The sequence below is a fragment of the Mucilaginibacter sp. PAMB04168 genome (assembly GCF_039634365.2).
Lineage (GTDB): Bacteria > Bacteroidota > Bacteroidia > Sphingobacteriales > Sphingobacteriaceae > Mucilaginibacter.
Genome location: NZ_CP155079.2, coordinates 45,441 through 63,253 on the forward strand (window position 1 = coordinate 45,441; position 17,813 = coordinate 63,253).

At 41.0% G+C, this 17,813-nt stretch carries 13 protein-coding genes, 1 tRNA gene and 1 pseudogene; 6 read left to right on the forward strand and 9 right to left on the reverse strand.

Going from position 1 to position 17,813, the window contains the following annotated elements; genetic code table 11:
- Nucleotides 1-24: 24 nt before the first annotated feature.
- The 3 genes from ybeY to ABDD94_RS00225 are packed head-to-tail and all read right to left on the reverse strand — an operon-like array spanning nt 25 to nt 4,209.
- Nucleotides 25-450 carry an rRNA maturation RNase YbeY gene (ybeY, locus tag ABDD94_RS00215; protein WP_345954174.1) on the reverse strand — a complete coding sequence of 142 codons (426 nt, stop codon included), beginning with the start codon at nt 448-450 and terminating at the stop codon, nt 25-27.
- Nucleotides 450-884 (reverse strand): ATP-binding protein, encoded by a 435-nt coding sequence (locus ABDD94_RS00220; RefSeq protein WP_345949807.1) that lies wholly within the window; start codon nt 882-884, stop codon nt 450-452. The genes ybeY and ABDD94_RS00220 overlap by 1 nt, the downstream gene beginning before the upstream one ends.
- Nucleotides 874-4,209, reverse strand: a complete 3,336-nt coding sequence (locus ABDD94_RS00225) for a DUF4175 family protein (RefSeq protein ID WP_345954175.1) — start codon at nt 4,207-4,209, stop codon at nt 874-876. Before ABDD94_RS00225 ends, ABDD94_RS00220 begins: the two co-directional genes overlap by 11 nt.
- Nucleotides 4,210-4,507: 298 nt before the next feature.
- Between ABDD94_RS00225 and ABDD94_RS00230 the strand changes: the two genes are divergently transcribed.
- On the forward strand, nt 4,508-6,478 hold the full coding sequence (locus ABDD94_RS00230; RefSeq protein WP_345954176.1) for a sialate O-acetylesterase: 1,971 nt from the start codon (nt 4,508-4,510) through the stop codon (nt 6,476-6,478).
- 175 nt (nt 6,479-6,653) lie between these two features.
- Here the strand turns inward: ABDD94_RS00230 and ABDD94_RS00235 are convergent, their stop codons facing one another.
- On the reverse strand, nt 6,654-7,430 hold the full coding sequence (locus tag ABDD94_RS00235) for a hypothetical protein (RefSeq protein ID WP_345954177.1): 777 nt from the start codon (nt 7,428-7,430) through the stop codon (nt 6,654-6,656).
- Nucleotides 7,431-7,806: 376 nt separating this feature from the next.
- Between ABDD94_RS00235 and ABDD94_RS00240 the strand changes: the two genes are divergently transcribed.
- Together ABDD94_RS00240 and ABDD94_RS00245 are read left to right on the forward strand one after the other, a co-directional pair.
- Nucleotides 7,807-7,880, forward strand: a tRNA-Pro gene (locus ABDD94_RS00240).
- Nucleotides 7,881-8,006: 126 nt separating this feature from the next.
- Nucleotides 8,007-8,840: a phage integrase SAM-like domain and Arm DNA-binding domain-containing protein gene (locus ABDD94_RS00245; protein WP_345954178.1), complete on the forward strand. Its 834-nt coding sequence runs from the start codon at nt 8,007-8,009 to the stop codon at nt 8,838-8,840.
- A 170-nt stretch (nt 8,841-9,010) separates the two neighbouring features.
- On the opposite strand, the pseudogene ABDD94_RS00250 reads toward ABDD94_RS00245, so the two are convergent.
- Nucleotides 9,011-10,285: pseudogene (locus ABDD94_RS00250) on the reverse strand (hypothetical protein); the annotation flags it as partial.
- 137 nt (nt 10,286-10,422) lie between these two features.
- On the opposite strand from ABDD94_RS00250, the gene ABDD94_RS00255 reads away from it, so the two are divergent.
- The 3 genes from ABDD94_RS00255 to ABDD94_RS00265 all read left to right on the forward strand — a co-directional run bounded on the left by ABDD94_RS00255 (nt 10,423) and on the right by ABDD94_RS00265 (nt 13,318).
- Nucleotides 10,423-12,273 carry a leucine-rich repeat domain-containing protein gene (locus ABDD94_RS00255; RefSeq protein WP_345954179.1) on the forward strand — a complete coding sequence of 617 codons (1,851 nt, stop codon included), beginning with the start codon at nt 10,423-10,425 and terminating at the stop codon, nt 12,271-12,273.
- 84 nt (nt 12,274-12,357) lie between these two features.
- Complete coding sequence (locus ABDD94_RS00260; RefSeq protein WP_352432882.1) at nt 12,358-12,549, forward strand: hypothetical protein; 192 nt, start codon at nt 12,358-12,360, stop codon at nt 12,547-12,549.
- Nucleotides 12,550-12,754: 205 nt separating this feature from the next.
- Nucleotides 12,755-13,318, forward strand: coding sequence for a hypothetical protein (locus ABDD94_RS00265; protein ID WP_345954181.1), 564 nt, complete (start codon nt 12,755-12,757; stop codon nt 13,316-13,318).
- A 1,055-nt stretch (nt 13,319-14,373) separates the two neighbouring features.
- Here the strand turns inward: ABDD94_RS00265 and ABDD94_RS00270 are convergent.
- The 4 genes from ABDD94_RS00270 to ABDD94_RS00285 all read right to left on the reverse strand — a co-directional run bounded on the left by ABDD94_RS00270 (nt 14,374) and on the right by ABDD94_RS00285 (nt 17,788).
- Nucleotides 14,374-15,423: an ankyrin repeat domain-containing protein gene (locus tag ABDD94_RS00270; RefSeq protein ID WP_345954182.1), complete on the reverse strand. Its 1,050-nt coding sequence runs from the start codon at nt 15,421-15,423 to the stop codon at nt 14,374-14,376.
- 146 nt (nt 15,424-15,569) lie between these two features.
- Nucleotides 15,570-16,400, reverse strand: a complete 831-nt coding sequence (gene kduI / locus ABDD94_RS00275; RefSeq protein WP_345954183.1) for a 5-dehydro-4-deoxy-D-glucuronate isomerase — start codon at nt 16,398-16,400, stop codon at nt 15,570-15,572.
- 118 nt (nt 16,401-16,518) lie between these two features.
- A complete protein-coding gene (locus tag ABDD94_RS00280) occupies nt 16,519-17,292 on the reverse strand; it encodes an SDR family oxidoreductase (RefSeq protein ID WP_345954184.1) in 774 nt (257 codons plus the stop codon).
- A gap of 31 nt (nt 17,293-17,323) precedes the next feature.
- A complete protein-coding gene (locus ABDD94_RS00285; RefSeq protein ID WP_345954185.1) occupies nt 17,324-17,788 on the reverse strand; it encodes a nuclear transport factor 2 family protein in 465 nt (154 codons plus the stop codon).
- Nucleotides 17,789-17,813 lie beyond the last annotated feature (25 nt).

A 17,813-nucleotide genomic window follows, 5' to 3' on the forward strand; every position in this document is an offset into this window, starting at 1 on the left:
TAAAGGTAGCTAAACAATTAAGAATCAAAAAGATTTTAAGGCCAGATATTCGTTTTCTTTAGCCGTCATGAGCTGTTTGTCAGCAGGTTTCTTGTCTTTGTAGCCTAATAGGTGTAAAGCACCGTGTATAATAACGCGGTGCAGCTCAGTTTCGGGCGAAACATTGAACTTGATAGCATTTTCCTGCGTACGTTCAACAGAAATGAATATATCACCGGTAATGGTGTCTGCTTTTTCTGAATTGTCAAACGTTACAATATCCGTGTACGTATCGTGATTTAAATACTGCTGATTTATTTGCAGCAGGTATGCATCTGAGCATAAAATATAATTCAGCTCATTCAATCGGTAACCTTCAGCCGCGATAGTGTCTTTTATCCAGCGTTTAAGCGGTAACTTGTTCTTTAATTTATAGCCGGTGTCTTCAGTAAAAAAATGAATTGCAGCCATTAAAATTTAAAGTGCAGTTCTACTTCATTGCCCTTGGAGTTAAACACGCACTGATCGGCCAGGTGCTTTAAAATAAACACGCCTCTTCCGGTTAACTTTTCCAGGTTTTCTTCTGCTGTTGGGTCGGGCAGGTGATTGTAATCAAAACCTTCGCCTTCATCAGTAATGGTCCAAACGGCCCTTTTGGCATCAACCTCGGCGTTTACAATAACTTTTTTATTTGGATCCAATTTGTTGCCGTGCACAATAGCGTTTATAGCTGCCTCGTTAAGGCAGGTCATCATATTGGCAAAAGTATCTTCACTTATACTAAACTTATCAGCAATTTCTTCAATCAGGTTTTCAAGCAAAGTGATGCTATCATACGTCGACGGAAGCTGCAGTGTGAACAGTTCCCCTGTTTGCACACTGTCGGGTTGTATGTTATTTGGCATTAAGTTGGTCAAAGTAACGTTTAATTTTTTGTTTATAGTATTGATTGAGCACCGATGGTACGGTCTGTATCTGTTCGGTTTGCTTAGCTTTCTGTTGCTGATAGCTTTGCAAAGCCTTTATATACCCCGGCGGTAAGTTTTTCCCTGCCTTGCTCTCTCTTTGCTTATCTTGTTCCCGTTCCTGCTCTGCTTTTTCGGCCTCTAACAACCGGGTTTGAATTTGCTGCTGTCTCTTTAACGATTCCTCCGTAATTTTCTTGTTTACGAGATCGCTTTCAGTTTGTTCCATTTCTCTGGAAATTTTGTCAAGGTTACCCGGTTTTCCGGTTCCATCCTTATTTTGCTGCCGGCTAATCTGCTCCAGTTGCTGCCTTATTTGCTGCTGCTGTCTGGCCATACGTGCCATCTGCTCACTCAGGTTGTTACCCTCCCGGCCCTGTCCCTTGGCACTCTGTCCCTGGTTGCCTTGTTGTTGCATCTGCTCACGCATTTTTTGCATATTTTGATTAAGCTGCTGCTGCATCTGGCTCAGTTGCGATAATGATTGTTGTTTCTTACCGCCCTTACTGCTGCTTTTACTCATGGCATTCTGCATATTCTCTAATGCCTCGCTCAACATCAGGGCCAAGTTATTCATGGCCGTCATGGCGTACTGCTGGTTGCGGTTAGCTTCGGGCGTACGGCGGTCGCCTAACAAATCGAGTGCACGGTCAATATTATCGTTAATGCCTTTAACCTCGGTATTCACAGCGCTCTGAATTTGTGGCACACGGCGGCTCAGAGCATATAAGCTATCCTCAGCCGTTTTTAAATTGTCCTTAATATCTTTTTGCCTCTGCGCAGTTTGCACATAGGCCGGATCATTGGCACTCATCCCTCTAAACGTTTGCATCACTTTCTCTTGTTCAAATGAACTGGATAACAGCACTTTCAATAACTCGCGTAACTGTTGTGCATTTACCTGGTTCTCTTGTTCCTCGCCTTCTTGCTGATCCTGCTGCATTTTTTGTGCCATTTGCTGCATTTGCTTAGCCGCCTGTTGCTGAGATTGTGCTGCTTTTGGGCGATTATTTTTTTGTAATTGTTCGCTGCTCTTCTCCATCTGCTGTTCTACAGCCGATTGTGCTTTTTCCGCTTTCTCAAAATTATTTTTCCGTTCAAGCTGCTCATTAGCCTTATCCAGCTCCTGCATGGCCTTTTTTACATCCTCAAAATCTTTTTTTATTTGATCCTGCTCTTTTTGCAGCTGTTCTTTATTGGCATCTGGCTGTTGTGTTTGCTCCGCCAGCTTTTCCTGGCGCTCGGCCAGTTTATTCAATTGAGCAATATTTTGATTCAGTTTTTGTTCAAACTCCAGTTGTTTATAAAGCTCCAGCATACGGTCTAATTCCTTTTTTAAGGATTTATTATCGTTCTGCATTTTGGACAATTCGTTTCGGGTTCCTTCTTTCTGTTCCTTTTCCAAAAGCTCCTGAAGCCTCTTTAACATTTCCTGGGTCTTTTCATCCAGCACGTGGTTAAACAGGTCTTCCATTTCTTTCTGCTTCTGCTGCAGTTCGGCAGTTTGCTCCTGGTTTTCCTGGCGGTTGTAAAGGTCTTTCTTGTTTTCCGCCTGAATTTCTTTGACCAGGTCATTTAACTCTGCTTTTCTTTTAAGCAGATCTTCTACCTGTTTCTTTTCTTCGAAGCTTAACGCATTTTTGTTAAGCAACATTTGATTCAGCTTCTGTGCCTCGCGCTCAACCTGTCCGGCCAGTTTAATAGCCGATACCATTTTTTGCTTTACGGCTTGCGTGTTGGCGTTCAATTGCTCGTTTAATTCCTTCTCGGTAGGCGTTTGCAAAGTGTGCTCCGGGGTGCGTACTTTTTTAGGACCCGATACGGCATCATTATCAGCAACCTCAAAATAATAATTCACCTGGCTGCCGGGTTGAATGTTCAATTCACTTAAATTCCAAAAGTGAAAAAAGGTACTTTGTGTATTGCTCAAGTCGGCCTTTATAGATTTGCTAACAGATCTTGCTTTTGCGCCCGGAACGTTGGTAGTGTAATGGAAAGTTAACGACGAAAAACCATGATCATCGCGTATGTCACCATTAAAATAAATGGCTTTGCTGCTAATAGAATCTTGCTTTTCCTGTAGGTTGATAGCCGGCATTTCATCGGCAATAACATTGACGTGGTAGCTGGCCGCATCCCCTTGCTGGTTGGCGTTGGCTAACGGCAGCAAACTGTACGTAGTGTTGTTCAGTATCCGTTCGCTATGCTCAACGGTGCCATTTTGTTGTGTCTTGAGCTTCGTTTTGTTTTGATTAAGGGTAAAAACTAACTCATCCGCGTGCTGTGTATGCAACTGCCATTTAACGGTTGTTCCGGCCGGAACGGTCAGATCTCCTGCATTGCTTAACTTTTCGTTGGCCTTGTGCAGGTAGGTAGGGTAAAACAGTTCTACATCAAAATGCATTAATGAGGGCTTTTGGTTTACCTGAATATGGTAGGGTTGCGATGTAAACCCATTTGCCGAAATACGAAATGTGGTATTTTGTTGCAAATTGGCAAACAGGTAATGAAAGCGCGACAAGTTTTCTTTATCGAGCTTAAAAGTGTTGTTGCCTGTTTCAATATAAACATTGGCAGGAAGCGCGTTGCCTTCAAGCTTGACATCCAACTTTAAATCGTTGCCCTGCATAATTGCCAAAGAAGAATTTAACACAATAAACTTAAACGGGGACACAGGAGCAAAGTGCTCGTTGTGCCTTATAAGGCGCTTGGTGCTTTCTGTAAGTACGGATGGCGCAGCAAAAGCAATGATAACAATAGCTGCTACAGGAAACGCTACCCACTTTAAATACCTGTTATTTTGTTTAAGGTTGATGGCCGTAGGGAAGCTTACCGGGTTGAGCGTATTTATCTTTTGGTTAATGCTGGCCTCAATAAGCTGGCGATGCTGCTCGCTCTGTTCCGCTTGCTTTTTAAGCTGCAGGGTATTGAGCAATTTATCTTTCACATCGGTGAAATGTTCGCCTATAATAGCAGCAGCTTCATCGTGTGTAAGTGTTTTGCCTAATTTAAAGTAAGCAAATAATGAGGGAATAACCAGCCAAAACAGCAGCACCAGGTTTAACACAATAAACGCATAAAATAAAATGGTGCGCAGTAGTGTGTTGAAGTTGCCAAAATACTCAAGGAGGGTAATTGTAATGTAAGCCGTAAAAAGGCCGGCTCCTAAAAAAATAAGTCCGCGCAATAAACTATTAAGGTAATACTTCCGAATAAAAGCATTCACCCTATCAATTAAGATAATATAATTGTCTGACGCCTGCATACCAAATACTAAAGTAGTTAATATAAAGCTAAACGAAAATTAGAAAGCCGTTTATCTCAATCAAACTTAACTAAAACTAGTAATTATGTTGTTTATTGGTTAAGAGGTGCTGATAATTTGACAAGATTTAAGGGCGAAGTAGAATTTAACTGCATACCGCTTAAAACCAATCTATCCCACCAAACTAAACTTTGCCTTGTATTGTTGTTGCTTGACCATATAGTCATTTGATTTTAATAAAGCTAATTCACAATTTATTAGCCTTTACTCGTTCAATTCATACTACCTCATTTTTATAATGATAACAACGTACAGATATCTGTTAAAGCTTCAACTGTTACTGCTTTTATACCTTTTTTCAGGATGTGCTGAAAACGCCGAGGCTAAATTATCTACAGCCAAGTTATTTGCCGACCATATGGTGTTACAACGAAACCAGGATGTTTACATATGGGGATGGAGCACGCCAGAAGCTAATGTAGCTATTGCGTTTAACGGACAGGAAGCAACAGCTCAGGCTAATTCGAAAGGTAAATGGGTAATCTCCTTAAAACCTATGCAAGCAGGGGGGCCATACGTTATGTCTATCTCATCAGGCAATAACCGTATTTCCTACAAGGATGTGATGATAGGCGAGGTTTGGATCTGTTCGGGGCAGTCTAATATGCAATTCTTCTTAAATCAATCTAGTAATTACGATTCAGAACGTAAAAGCATAGGGGAATACGCTGTACGCCAGTTTTTAGTTCCTCAAAAGATGAGCCTCAATCCTGAAGAGGATTTATCTGCTGGTGAGTGGAAAAATGCTGACCCTAAAAGCGTGGGTTATTTCAGTGCAGTAGGGTACATTTTTGCTAAACAACTAGCGCAAAAGCTACATGTTGCCGTGGGAATAATTAATAGTAGCTGGGGCTCATCGCAAGCAGAGTGTTGGATAAGCAAAGAGGCCATGCTAAATGATGCTACTTTAAAACCAGTTGTACAAAAGCAACCCAATAATTGGGAAGAAATTAAGCAGAATATAGATAAGGAGACCAAAGCCTACGTTTATAATAACGCAAAAGCAGCACTTTTTAACGCAGCAAAATTGGCTGCAAACCCACCCTCATTTTTTGATAAATGGAGAACCGGGAGCATTGGTGCATGGCAATGGCAAAACAAGCTTGCCGCTTTCAGAGGAACGGGGTTTATGCAAAGAACCATTAGGCTTAACAGCGGCAGCGAAGCAAAACCCTCAACATTAAGCTTAGGGGAAACAGATGCCGACATGGAAATTTTTATTAATGGCAAATCCGTTTTTAGTGGAGCATTACCTAAAAATAAGCCATTGCAATTACCTGCCGGTATATGGAACCCAGGTGCAAACAACTTGCTGCTGCATTTAAAGTCAGACCAAAAAGACCCCTGGTGGTTTGGTTTTGGTATTAATGGTGATGCTAAGAATACTTACATCAAATTTGCTGACACAACTTTAAGTCTTAACGATTACTTATGGAAGCTCATGCCCGACTTTGGTAAGCCTTACCATATAGAGCCAACACCCAACAACACCGTAAACACGGTATTTAACGGAATGGTTAATCCTTTGACACCATTATCAATTGCTGGGGTGATCTGGTATCAGGGTGAGGCTAACGCGCAAAGAGCATTACAGTATCGTACTGTTTTTCCGTTGCTTATTAATGATTGGCGCAAACATTGGAAAAAGGATATCCCCTTTGTTTATGTACAAATGCCATCTTTTGGTTTAATGAAAAAGGGTGATCAGGAAAGCCAGTGGGCAGAATTGAGGGAGGCGCAAAGGTTGGCCTTAAGTTTACCTAATACGGGTATGGCCGTTACTTATGATGTGGGCGACCCTTTAAATCTGCATCCCGCAAACAAGTTTCCGGTGGGAATGCGCCTTGCCAGCACAGCGCTTAAATTGGTTTACCACATCGCCGGCTTTTATTCGAGTCCGGTGTTTAAGTCGGCAGAAGTAAAAGGGGGACAGGTTATCATAAGCTTTACAAACCCTGAGGATAAGTTGGTGATTAAAGACGGGGAACCACTTAAAGGTTTTGAGTTAGCCGGGCAAGACCATCGGTTTTATCCGGCAAACGCCGAAATTAGTAATAACAAGGTTAGCGTTCAGTGTAACGAGGTGAAGACGCCTAAGTTTGTGCGTTACGCCTGGGGCAACTCACCCATAGACGCTAATCTTTTTACAAACAGGAATCTTCCCGTCAGCCCTTTTAAAGACAATATTGTTGAAGGTTTAACACAATAAAATAAGCCGTAATAATAACCGCAGTGGTTAACTGCCGTTAATTAATGTTATAAATTATTTACTTGCACTTGCCAATCTGGGCTTATAAAGTATGGGTAGACTTTCATTCTATCCCTTTATTAAAACAACAAAGTTCTACCAGATTGCAGTAGGACATCATGCTGAAGTAATCATTTTAAAACAGGCCCTCTATCAGATGCAGATAAAAGGATTGTTGGTTGGGCTTAAGGTTAGTGGACACTACGTCAGTTTCTTTCCCGAATATACCCTTACGACCCCGGACCGAAAGTGTTTCGGTACCATGCTGGTCCGTTATAACATTATTCACATTCCCTAATATGTCTGTAGTGCTTTTGATGGTTGCGATAACCTGTCCATGGCTGTCTGCCACTTCCTTTATACGGTTACCTAATATATCCATCCTGCTTTTCACCGTCATTCGCGATCCATCATATCCGATAATTTCCTTTGTTTCATTTCCGAATATATCTTTGGAGGTCTTTAGTGTAGTGGTTTCACTATCTGTAGTGACTGTCTTTATACGGTTACCAAAAATATCGTTGGATATTTTAATTGTTGCAGTAGGTTGCCCGTTCTCTGAAACTAATAGTATTTTGTTTCCAAAAATATCAGTAGAACTTTTAACCACTTTAATTTCCTTGCCGTCACCATCCGTACCTTTCAGGATCTTATTTCCGAAAATATCGGTCGATTGTTTGAATGTTTTAACATCCTTACCGTCCCCATCTGAGGTTGTGACAATCTTGTTCCCGAAAATGTCTGTTTTTTTGGTGACTGTGTATTCGGTTCTTCCCTGGCTGTTAGTATAGGTGGTTATGGTGTCGCCAAAAATGTTTACCCTGGAGCTGGTTGAATATTGTTGCCCGTATGCGGTGGTAAGCCCCATCATGAGCAAGAAAGTAAACGCGAGTTTGGCAGGTAGATAATTCATAAGGTACTTTGGTTGTATTTACGACTGTTTTACTTCAGCATGGTTTAATTGGAATATGAGGAATTAACCACCTATTTTAGGAATGACTGATCACTTGTTCCGCAACAACATGATTACACAAATTATCTTATTTACTCAATCATTTAAAGTCACATGCACCAGTTACTGTTACACACCAGTAACTTGAACAATAACAATTTGCAAAACACTTTTTCATGTGTTGCTTAAACTTATATATTTGCAGTCCCAACATTGTTGCCCTTTATTATACTCTAGTGTTGGGAATGAAGTTCTTTCTATTAAACGAAGTCTAAAGCTTAAAAATGGCGATATCGCAAGGTATTAAGATGGAATAGAATAGAAGATGAGTAATCTTCGGGATGTAGCGTAGCCCGGTATCGCGCCAGCATGGGGTGCTGGAGGTCGTAGGTTCAAATCCTGCCATCCCGACTAAAATAAGAGCATATTTAAGAGGTTTTAGGACTGATTGAGTATGCTTTTTTTGTTTGTTATCGGCCAAGTTGACCTCTTTGTTGACCTTCATGTTGACCTTCTATTGTCATAACTCAATCAGTTATGGCTACCATAGCAGTAGTTTTAAAGACCAAACAGAAACTTTCAAACGGCGAATTTGCTGTCGCCTTAAGAGTGACTCATGACAGACATAGCCGTTTTATTGTCATCAACACATTATTAACAGACCAATCATTGAAACTGCGTTGTCGGACAGAGGAATGGAAACCGGCAGAAGCGGAAGACAATGGTTTGGGCCGTTTTCGTAAGACTTTCAAAGGATATAAAGAGTGCAATGCTATATTGGAAACTAAGCTTGCCGAAGCACACAAAATCCTTCGAAGATATGAAAGTGAAGGAATAGCATTTGATTTCATTCAATTTGAGACAGATCTCAAGAGGAAAGAAGAAGCAATCTTAAAGAAGGAGACAAATAAGTCGACAGGTGAAATATCTCTACAGGACAATTACACGCAGCAGATTCAAATTTTGGAAGAACAAGGTCGTGTTGGATTAGCTGGGCTGTATTTGGAAGTACAGCTTATTCTAAAGAAGTTTAAGCCTGATATCTGGCTTTCTGATATAAATATCCGTTTCCTTGAAAGCTTTGAATATTGGATGCGTAATCAGCGAGGTAATAAGGACACTACTATTAGTGTTAAGATGCGTAATCTGCAAAGAGTGATTAACCAAGCGATTGACGATAAGTTATTCAATCCTGAATATGGTGAGACCTATGGTGTAAACTTATATAAGGATTTATTTGGAACATTGTTGAAATCACTTCCTCCGCCAACTAAAGCAATTGTATTATTAGATCCTGACATCGGTATAGAGAAAGGTGTTTTGAAATTGCTTACTTCAGTCCACTTATCACTTGATGGATCATATTTATAAAAATGATAGTCAAGGTTTTTACCATAGTATGAATTATAAGTGGTTGTTTCCCCCATGCCTACATAACCGTAATTACCGATAGCAAAATTGGCAAACCATATTTCTCCCGATCCTGGATAATTGGCTTTTTGCGACCATTGATCGGTTGCTGTATCGTAACACCACGTTTCTTTAGTAGGCTGAGACGAGTAATCGTTAACACCCACCGACCCGCAGGTGATGTAGATCTTACTCCCTATATTGAATGCCGCATTTAGCAACCTCCCTTTGCCTGTAGGAAAGTCGGCCATTTTTTTCCATATTTTAGTCCCAAGATCGTAGCACCACATATCGGTGTAATAAATGTTTCCTCTTACATTGATTATACCAGGACTGTAACCTAAGCCAACGAAAAGTTTATTATCATGTAGTATTGAAACAGGGCTCCTCCTGGAACCGCCAGGGAAGTCAGTCTCTTGTGACCAAGTATCGCTCGTCGTATTATAAATATAATGAGTACTTGTACTACTTGAATTTTGATAGCCTCCGACCCGGTCACCTGCAACAAAATGAATAAAGGTACCCGCTTGTATAATTGCGGCATTTTGTGCCATATACACTTTATCAAACGGCGTTAGGTTGACCTTCTCATTAGTTAAGTAATTAAAGCGGCTGAACTCTGCTGAAGTAGTAACTGTTGACGAGGCAACCTTGTACGTATAAATCCAATCACCTCTCACAAAATTATCTGCATTGCCCACCAAGCCTCCATTATCTGCCGGTAGGTTATTCACTCGCGTCCAATGGCCCTCCATGATCGTTACCTTTTTTTGATAAACCAGATTGATATTATTTAATAACACGGTCAATGTATACCGACCTGGTGCTAATTGATCCGGTGTTTGTAAAGAAAAGCTGCTGCCCGTGGTAGTGCCGAAAACCACACCTGTGCTGTTTATTGCCAAGGGTATACCATTCAGCGAAATCTTGACGGTTGTACTAGCTGAGATATTGGAAATGTTGGTTAATACGGTAAACGGTTGTCCATAATTTATGGTTGTATCTGCATAAGTGATCTGAGGTGATACTTTGCCAATTACTTGATTCGCTGAGTACTCTATTTTTCCATCGTGTGAACCGTAAGCGCGTGCATAAAATACCGCTCCGGTGTCTAAATTGGCTAAGTTGTAAGTAAAATCAACGGACGCTTTTGATTTGCCCAATACTGATTTCGTAGCATTTTCGATTGTAGGGTTTATAGACTTGCCCAGAACTACGCCATACTCAATCTCCCCGATGGCATTTCTTACATCCATTGAACCAGTGATCTTGTATTGATTGAAGCTTTCCGTTTTTACAGGAAGGATGGAGATTCTAAAAGACGCGGGGTCTATATCTTCGACTATTATGGTTTTTGTGCAGGCGAAAAATGAAAAGGCAATGAGTAAAAGGAAAAGTTTTTTCATAAGGTTGGGTTACTTGTAAAAGTATAATCATTAGCCGATGCTGCAAAGTGTTTTAAGAAAATTCTTTAAATATTTAAAAATGATATTGAATCTTATTAAAACTGCGTATTTTCACAGCAAACCGGAATCACATCTTTATGCACGCCTTTAAAAGCCTTGTCTTTGCTTTATTAGTTGTTTTAATTTTTTCTTGTAAAAAGGAAGAGGAACACAAGGAAAAAGCTGCCATCCCATTTGCTACTGCAGGAACGAATCAGAGCGATATTGAAGAATTTCAGGTTACGCTTAACGCGGATAGTTTAAAGGCAGGACAAAGCGGAAAGTGGTCTATTGTTAAAGGTTTAGTTGAAAGCAAAGTCAATTTTTCAAATGATACCCGTCCGGATTCCAAGTTTAACGGCATGCCTGGAGAAACCTATGAATTGAAGTGGACGGTCATGACAGGCAGTTCCAAATTTTCCGAATCAGTTGTAAAGATAAATTTCAAACCTTTAAGCACAACTATTACCAACTCTTCGCCAGGCAACCAAACACAATTTTTCCTGAATGCAAAGATGTACGACCGCGGCACCTGGAGTATACAAGGGAAATATGCGACCCTCCGTACCCAGACTTCTGGCGGCACAGTTGTTCCTGACCTGAATTCGCCCTATATCAAATTCCAGGGATATGCGAATACCAATTATAAGATCACTTGGACAACTTCTTATGGCAGCAAAACAGCATCAGCAACCTTTGATGTGAAGTCGGGCAATTACTTGGAAGTTGAAGCGCTTAATGACCTGCAAATGGATCCAAACTCCTACCGAGTGGGGTATGAGAATGGCCATATCGTGAAGCTTGATTTGAGTTCAAGTGGCATTAGCTGGATTTTACAAGACACCGTTCAGTACCCAGCTTTGCAAGCTTTTAGATATTTGAAGAAACTTTATCTACAAGGGAGTTCTATCAACAATTTTCCAATTGTTATTGGCGAAAAATATCGTGACCTCGAGTATCTGAATGTGGATGATACTGGAATTTCTGCAATTGCATCCAATGTAGGAAAATTAACCAAGCTTAAGCAGTTTCTGATGAGTCATACGCAATACGGTGCAAAGATATATTATCTTCCTGAAAGTATGGGAGACTTGGAAAATCTCGAATATTTAGTGATGGGTGCGATTGGCCTTCGCCAATTACCTGAAAGTATGAGTAAATTAAAAAAACTAAAGTACTTTGACTGCAATAACAATTCGGTTCAAAAGCTACCAACTAATGTTGGTAATATGGAAAGTTTGGAATCATTGGTAATCAGCACAAGTGAAGGTTTGCCTCCATCTATTGCTAAACTTTCTAAGCTCCGCCGCTTATATTTTACTACAACAGCCACCAGCGCTGCGCTTCCTGCCGACTTTGGGAACTTGCAATCACTTGATACATTAGATCTCTCAGGTCAGTATAGAGAGTTACCTGCCAGCTTTGGAAATCTGAACTTAAGATATTGCAATCTTTCAACTCCTGCACTCTCTTCAATTCCTGAAAATTTTGGAAATCTGAAAAACTTGGAATCATTGACCCTATTCGGGGTATACAAGTCATTGCCCAATTCATTTAGTAATCTTACCAATCTTAAATATCTTACAGCAGCAGGGTCCTTTGAATACCTACCTAAAGACTTTGGGAACCTGACGAATCTTGTTTACTTCAACGGGCAGTCGGGAAGTATAAAAGAGCTGCCTGAATCAATAGGTAATTTAAGCAAGCTTACTGAATTGCGACTGGATGGAAATCAAATCACATCGCTGCCTTCAGGTTTATTTAATTTACCTAAAATCACCCGGCTAACGCTTTCTTATAACAAAATTAGCACCCTTCCTGATGATTTTTTAAAGCTTGGCAACACGCTTGGAGAGCTATACCTATACGGCAATAACTATTCTCTTGCTAGCGGTATAAGATTAAAAGGATTGATGACCAAAACCTTGGTGTACGTTAATTTGTTTTAGGAATAGGCTTTCATTGTTTGGGTATTACAGTCAGATGGTAATGATTGCAAGGCAGTCCGGTTGTTAGAACTTAACGAGGCAACTTTGCCGCTCAAGATAGGATTAGAGTTGATTGATAAAGGCAAGTTGAACTACCTAAGTATGGATGAAGGTGCAGATGACATCAAGACACTGGATTTAAAGCATCAGGCCATACAGGTTTCAAACTTTGAGGCTTCAGCAGAGACTTACTACTGGAAAGATGGCAAGTACCAATCTGTGACAACAGGCGATTAAAATCTGCACATTTTCAGAACACATGGTATAGTATAAGTAGTATTGAATTAGAAATGTGCAGCTACTTGAGTGCAGACTTGCCTATGTTAACTTTTAAAGATACAGGTAACTATTCTTTTAAAAGTCAAGCCATTCATTCAAACTTTCAACACCCTCTATAAAACATAAATTCTTAACTTTCCTGAATTGAAAGCCTGTTCACGCTATGCTAACTTTTAATGTCAATCAGTACACTATAACAGTCAAAGATGCTATATCTCGAGACTTGGACAACCTTTCAGGATTTGATGTGGTGTATATCAATGATGACGGTTACAAGCCTACCTCAATGCAGGCTATCCATCTACATAGTGATGGAGTACTACTAAAAAGTATAGTACTGGGTGCGAATGGTGGAGGAACAGGAGTGTATGCCAATACAGCCTTGTTAGATGGCGACCGACTAGTTACTTGCTGTTCTGATTCAGTCTTCTGTCTTTGTGCCACCTCATTAGAGCTGCTTTGGAAAACAAAAGCAGACTGGGCTACTTGCTTTGCAATCTATAAATATAAACAGGACTATATCATTCATGGAGAAGTTGAGCTTTCAAGATTGGACAGATCGGGTAACATCGTTTGGCAACAAAGCGGCGCAGACATCTTTGTAACACCACATGGAGACAGTAATCTTTTACTGCTAGAAGATAGTATTGTTGCCATTGACTTTGAGTTTAGTAAATACGTCTTTGACTATGATGGTAATACCATATCTTACACGAGAGCACATTAGCTTAGTTGCCTAATTCAGAATTTGTGTAGCCTCTATAAAGTAAAGAATTTAAGATTTTCTGAATTAAATCATTGCAAACATGCTTCGACCTTTAATCCGTATATGTGTGCTCATCATGTTATGCTTACAAGCGCATACTAATCTACAGGCACAGAGTAGTAAGGCTACTAAACAAATTGTAAGGGTCTTGCGGTCAGCTAATATAGGAAAGGAATATCAATACAGTAACGAAGGTGGCTCAACAACTTCCCTTAGGTATTTAGGAGCCGTTCAAACAAAGACCGGGCTGAAGTACAAAATACTTACATCAGTGTGGATATGGGGACAGTCTCACAGAGCGACAAACCGTATCTTGGTTTACAACTCTAACAACAAGTACATTGGGAACTACAATGTCACAACGATTGAGGACTTGCCAATCAAACTCCTAAATAATCAATTAGTCTTCAAATCAGTGAAGGATGACTGTACTTATAACGTATTGTTAAGTTCATTACCAAAACGGATGTATAATGAGTGTGCGGGAGATATATACACCTTTCAACAATAAGCAATTCAGAATTTATAGCACCTCTATAAACTAAGGAATTTCAATATTTCTGAATTGGAAGGAAGAGCGAAGAATAGAATTATTCAGCAAATTTACGCTCATAGCTGCTGTAGCGTGCAAGAGCTTCCGGCATAAACGCTCAATACAACCGCACTATCCATTTATTCCTTTTCCATCTTGCACTTGATTGCTATAAGCGTGTGAGGGCATCATAATTATTTCATTCACTTAACCTCATATAACATGAATCAAGTATCTTTGAGTAGCAGACATCATTTTGTATACGGTGATGTATATGGTTGACACTATCGTATAACTGCAAATAGTGCGTTTATTAACAGATTTAACAACATTAACGACAGTATATCGCAATCATGGCGTGCTGGAGGTCGTAGGTTCAAATCCTGCCATCCCGACTAAGAAAAGCCGTTTTAGTCTACCGAAACGGCTTTTTTATACACCTTTGTGTATAGTTTGATGTAGTTAAGGGCAAAAAACAGATTAGTTATCGCTTATAAGATATAGAGGAAAGCGTTAAAGGCAGCGTGTTTTCTGTTACCCACTTAACGCTAAGTTCGCACAACCGGGCGGTATTGCCTGATTTTTGTTTAACTTCTTTAACAAGATCTTCCACTTCCGCCAATTCAATCGAAGGCAGTTGCTTACCTTGCTTCAAGTATGCAAGTAGCGCATCGGTCATCTTTTTGTATTCTCCGTCCCAGTTTACACCGCCGTTGTCTTCTAATTCACGGGCAATCCGACCTGTAATGCGGATAACTTCACCCTGAATAGTTGCGGCATGGCCACTTGAAGGAACCAGTTGTTCCCAAAGGTCCTGATGTTGTTTTTGCCAGGTTACTGCGGTGGTAATTATCGGAGATTTACCATCGTGCAAAATACGTTTGGATACCGGTACCACATTGAACAGTCTGTATAATTCTTCTAAAGCTTCACTTACTTCAGCTACCGTATCTTGATCAAAATTGGCTCTATGAAACTCAAAAGTGCTACCTATTTTGGCAACCAGATCCTTCATCCTTGAAGTAGTTTGCACACCTGCATTCAGGTAAATTCCGGATATTTCTGCAGTTTCAACAATGTCTATATTATTACAGGTGCTGAGTGCTACTTCTAATGGTGTATATCCATCGGCATTAAGTTCATCAGCTTTCGCTCCGTGGGCTAGCAAAAGCTTTGTGTTTTCAACATTGTGAGCATCTGCAGCTGCATGGAGGGGTGTGCCTGTTGAGTTGCTTTTGTTGTTTATGTCGGCTCCTAACTTTAACAAGCTTTCTATATTGCCTGATGTGCTACGTGCTCTTGTATGAAGAGGCGTATTTCCCCAGGTATCGGTTGCTTGTAAATCGGCCCCTTGTTCAATCAGCCATTCTGCCAATTCATGAGGGCAATTATCAAAAGCTAACGCGGTTTGCTTTTCATATCCTCCATGAGCATCAACCTCGCATTGGTTAAAAATGTCTTTAAGTTCCTGCAAACTTTTTTTACTTAAAAGTTCTTCAAAATCTTTAGGCAACGTTGTTCTTTTTTTGGGCATAAGTAGTAAAGGGTATCTAAAAAAACAGCAGTTTAACCAGGCTATCAAATCTTACACCATTTAGGCGAAGATCAGAAATTATACCTGCAGAAAAACCTGTATAAAAAAAGCCGGCTAATTAGCCGGCTTTTTTGTCTTAGCAGAAGTTATTTAACCTCAACAACCGCTAGCGGATCCATATCGGTGTAAACCTGGTTTTCGCCGGCCATGCCCCAAATGAAGGCGTAGTTGCTTGTACCGCAGCCAAAGTGTACAGACCATGGCGGAGATATCACCGCGTCATGATTTTGCATCACAATATTACGGGTGGCCTGTGGCTCGCCCATAAAATGGAACAGGCGTTGGTTTTCGGGCAAATCGAAGTAAAAATATACTTCGGTGCGGCGGGTGTGTGTATGCGGCGGTACCGAGTTCCATACACTGCCGGTTTCCAGTACAGTTAAGCCCATAACCAGTTGGCAGCTGCGTATGCCATCTAGGTGAATATATTTGTAAATAGTGCGCTTGTTTGAGGTGGTAATATCGCCCAGTTGTACCGGTGCTGCTTCTTCCTTGGTCATTAAACGGTTAGGATAATTTGCATGGGCAGGGTTCGACAGCAGGTAATATACGGCAGGGTTGTTGCCATCTGTGCTTTTAAAACTTACGTCTTTAGTGCCTTTTCCCAGGTACAAGCAGCTCATTTTATCCAGTTCGTAAGTTTGTCCGTCGGCTATTACAACGCCGTTGCCTCCCACGTTAATGATGCCTATTTCGCGGCGCTCCAGAAAGTACTCGGCACGTAGTTCGGGATGATTGTCTAAGGTAACGGCGCTGTTAACCGGTTTTACACCGCCAACAATAGTGCGGTCGTAATGCGAGTAAACCGAGGTTAATTTGTCAGCTTGCATTAGGTTCTCCACTAAAAAAGCCTCTCTAAGCTCCTCGGTGGTCATGCGGCTTACCTCTTTCTTGCTATGCTCAAATCTTATTTCCATAGTTTTCAGTTGTATGTGGCCTAAGGCCGGTTTCTGTTATCAGTTGTCTGTGACCACTTGCATTAAGCCCTTATTCAGACTATTCGATGTGTTTAAAGTCCTGGTTCTTGGTGTAGGTTTACCTTCCCATCCAGCCACCGTCAACGGTAAGCAGGTGGCCGTTTACATAGCTGCCAGCATCTGATGATAAAAATACAGCCGGCCCTTTAAAGTCTTCAGACTCGCCCCAGCGTGCTGCCGGTATGCGGTCTAAAATGCTCTTGCTGCGGTCGGGATCATTACGCAGGGCCTCGGTGTTGTCGGTAGCGATATAGCCAGGTGCAATACCGTTAACGTTAATGCCTTTAGATGCCCATTCGTTAGCCAGCGCTTTAACCAGGCTGGCCAATGCACCTTTGCTGGCTGCATAACCGGGTACATTAATGCCGCCCTGAAAGCTTAATAACGAACAGGTGAATATAATTTTGCCACTACCACGCTCAATCATGTGCTTGCCTATTTCGCGGGCCAGTATAAAAGGCGCGTCGAGGTTTAAAGAAAGTACGCTGTCCCACCATTCGTCAGGATGTTCGGCTGCTGGTTTACGCATAATGGTGCCGGCATTGTTTATCAGGATATCTATCTGTGGATTCTCGGCCAGTACTTTATTCACAAAGTCGTACAAACCTTCGCGGTTGCCCAGGTTGGCCTGGTATGCCTTAAATTTGCGACCTAAAGCGGTTACTTCCTTTTCAATTTCGCTGCCTTGCAGTTCAACTGAGCCCGATACGACAATAATATCGGCACCAGCTTCGGCCAAACCAATTGCCATGCCTTTACCTATGCCTTTATTGCCGCCGGTAACCAGCGCCGTTTTACCCTGCAGATTAAACAAGTTAGATGAATTACTCATGTGTTGTTGTTGATTGTTTGATACTTTTAATTTATGCAACCGGAGGTTTTACTGCCTGACGGGCTAACAGCACCCATTGACCTTTTACTTTTTGCCAAACCAGTATAATAAGTAGTTTAGCTGTACCAGGTGCTTTGCCTTTATCATTTGTGGCACCGGTTAGGGTGTGCCGTACAATAGCTGTACTTCCAGATACTGTTATAGTTTGATCGCTAAATTCAAGGCTGGTAAAATCAGTATCGCCCGAGATGAATGAATGCAAAAACTCCTGCTTATTTTGAATCTTACCGCTCGAATGACCGAAAGTTAATTTTTCAGACGCCATTGCTGAAAGTGCTGCACTATCGGGGTTAACCATTAGCGTACGCAGCTTTTCAACAGCTTCTTCGACAGCTTTTTTGGCATTAGCTCTTGGCTGTTTTTGTGCCTTAGAAGATAGGGTAGTGGTGATCATGAGCAGAATGATAGCAAGATTAATTAGACTAAATTTCTTCATGTTAAAAGGTCTTGTATAATTATGG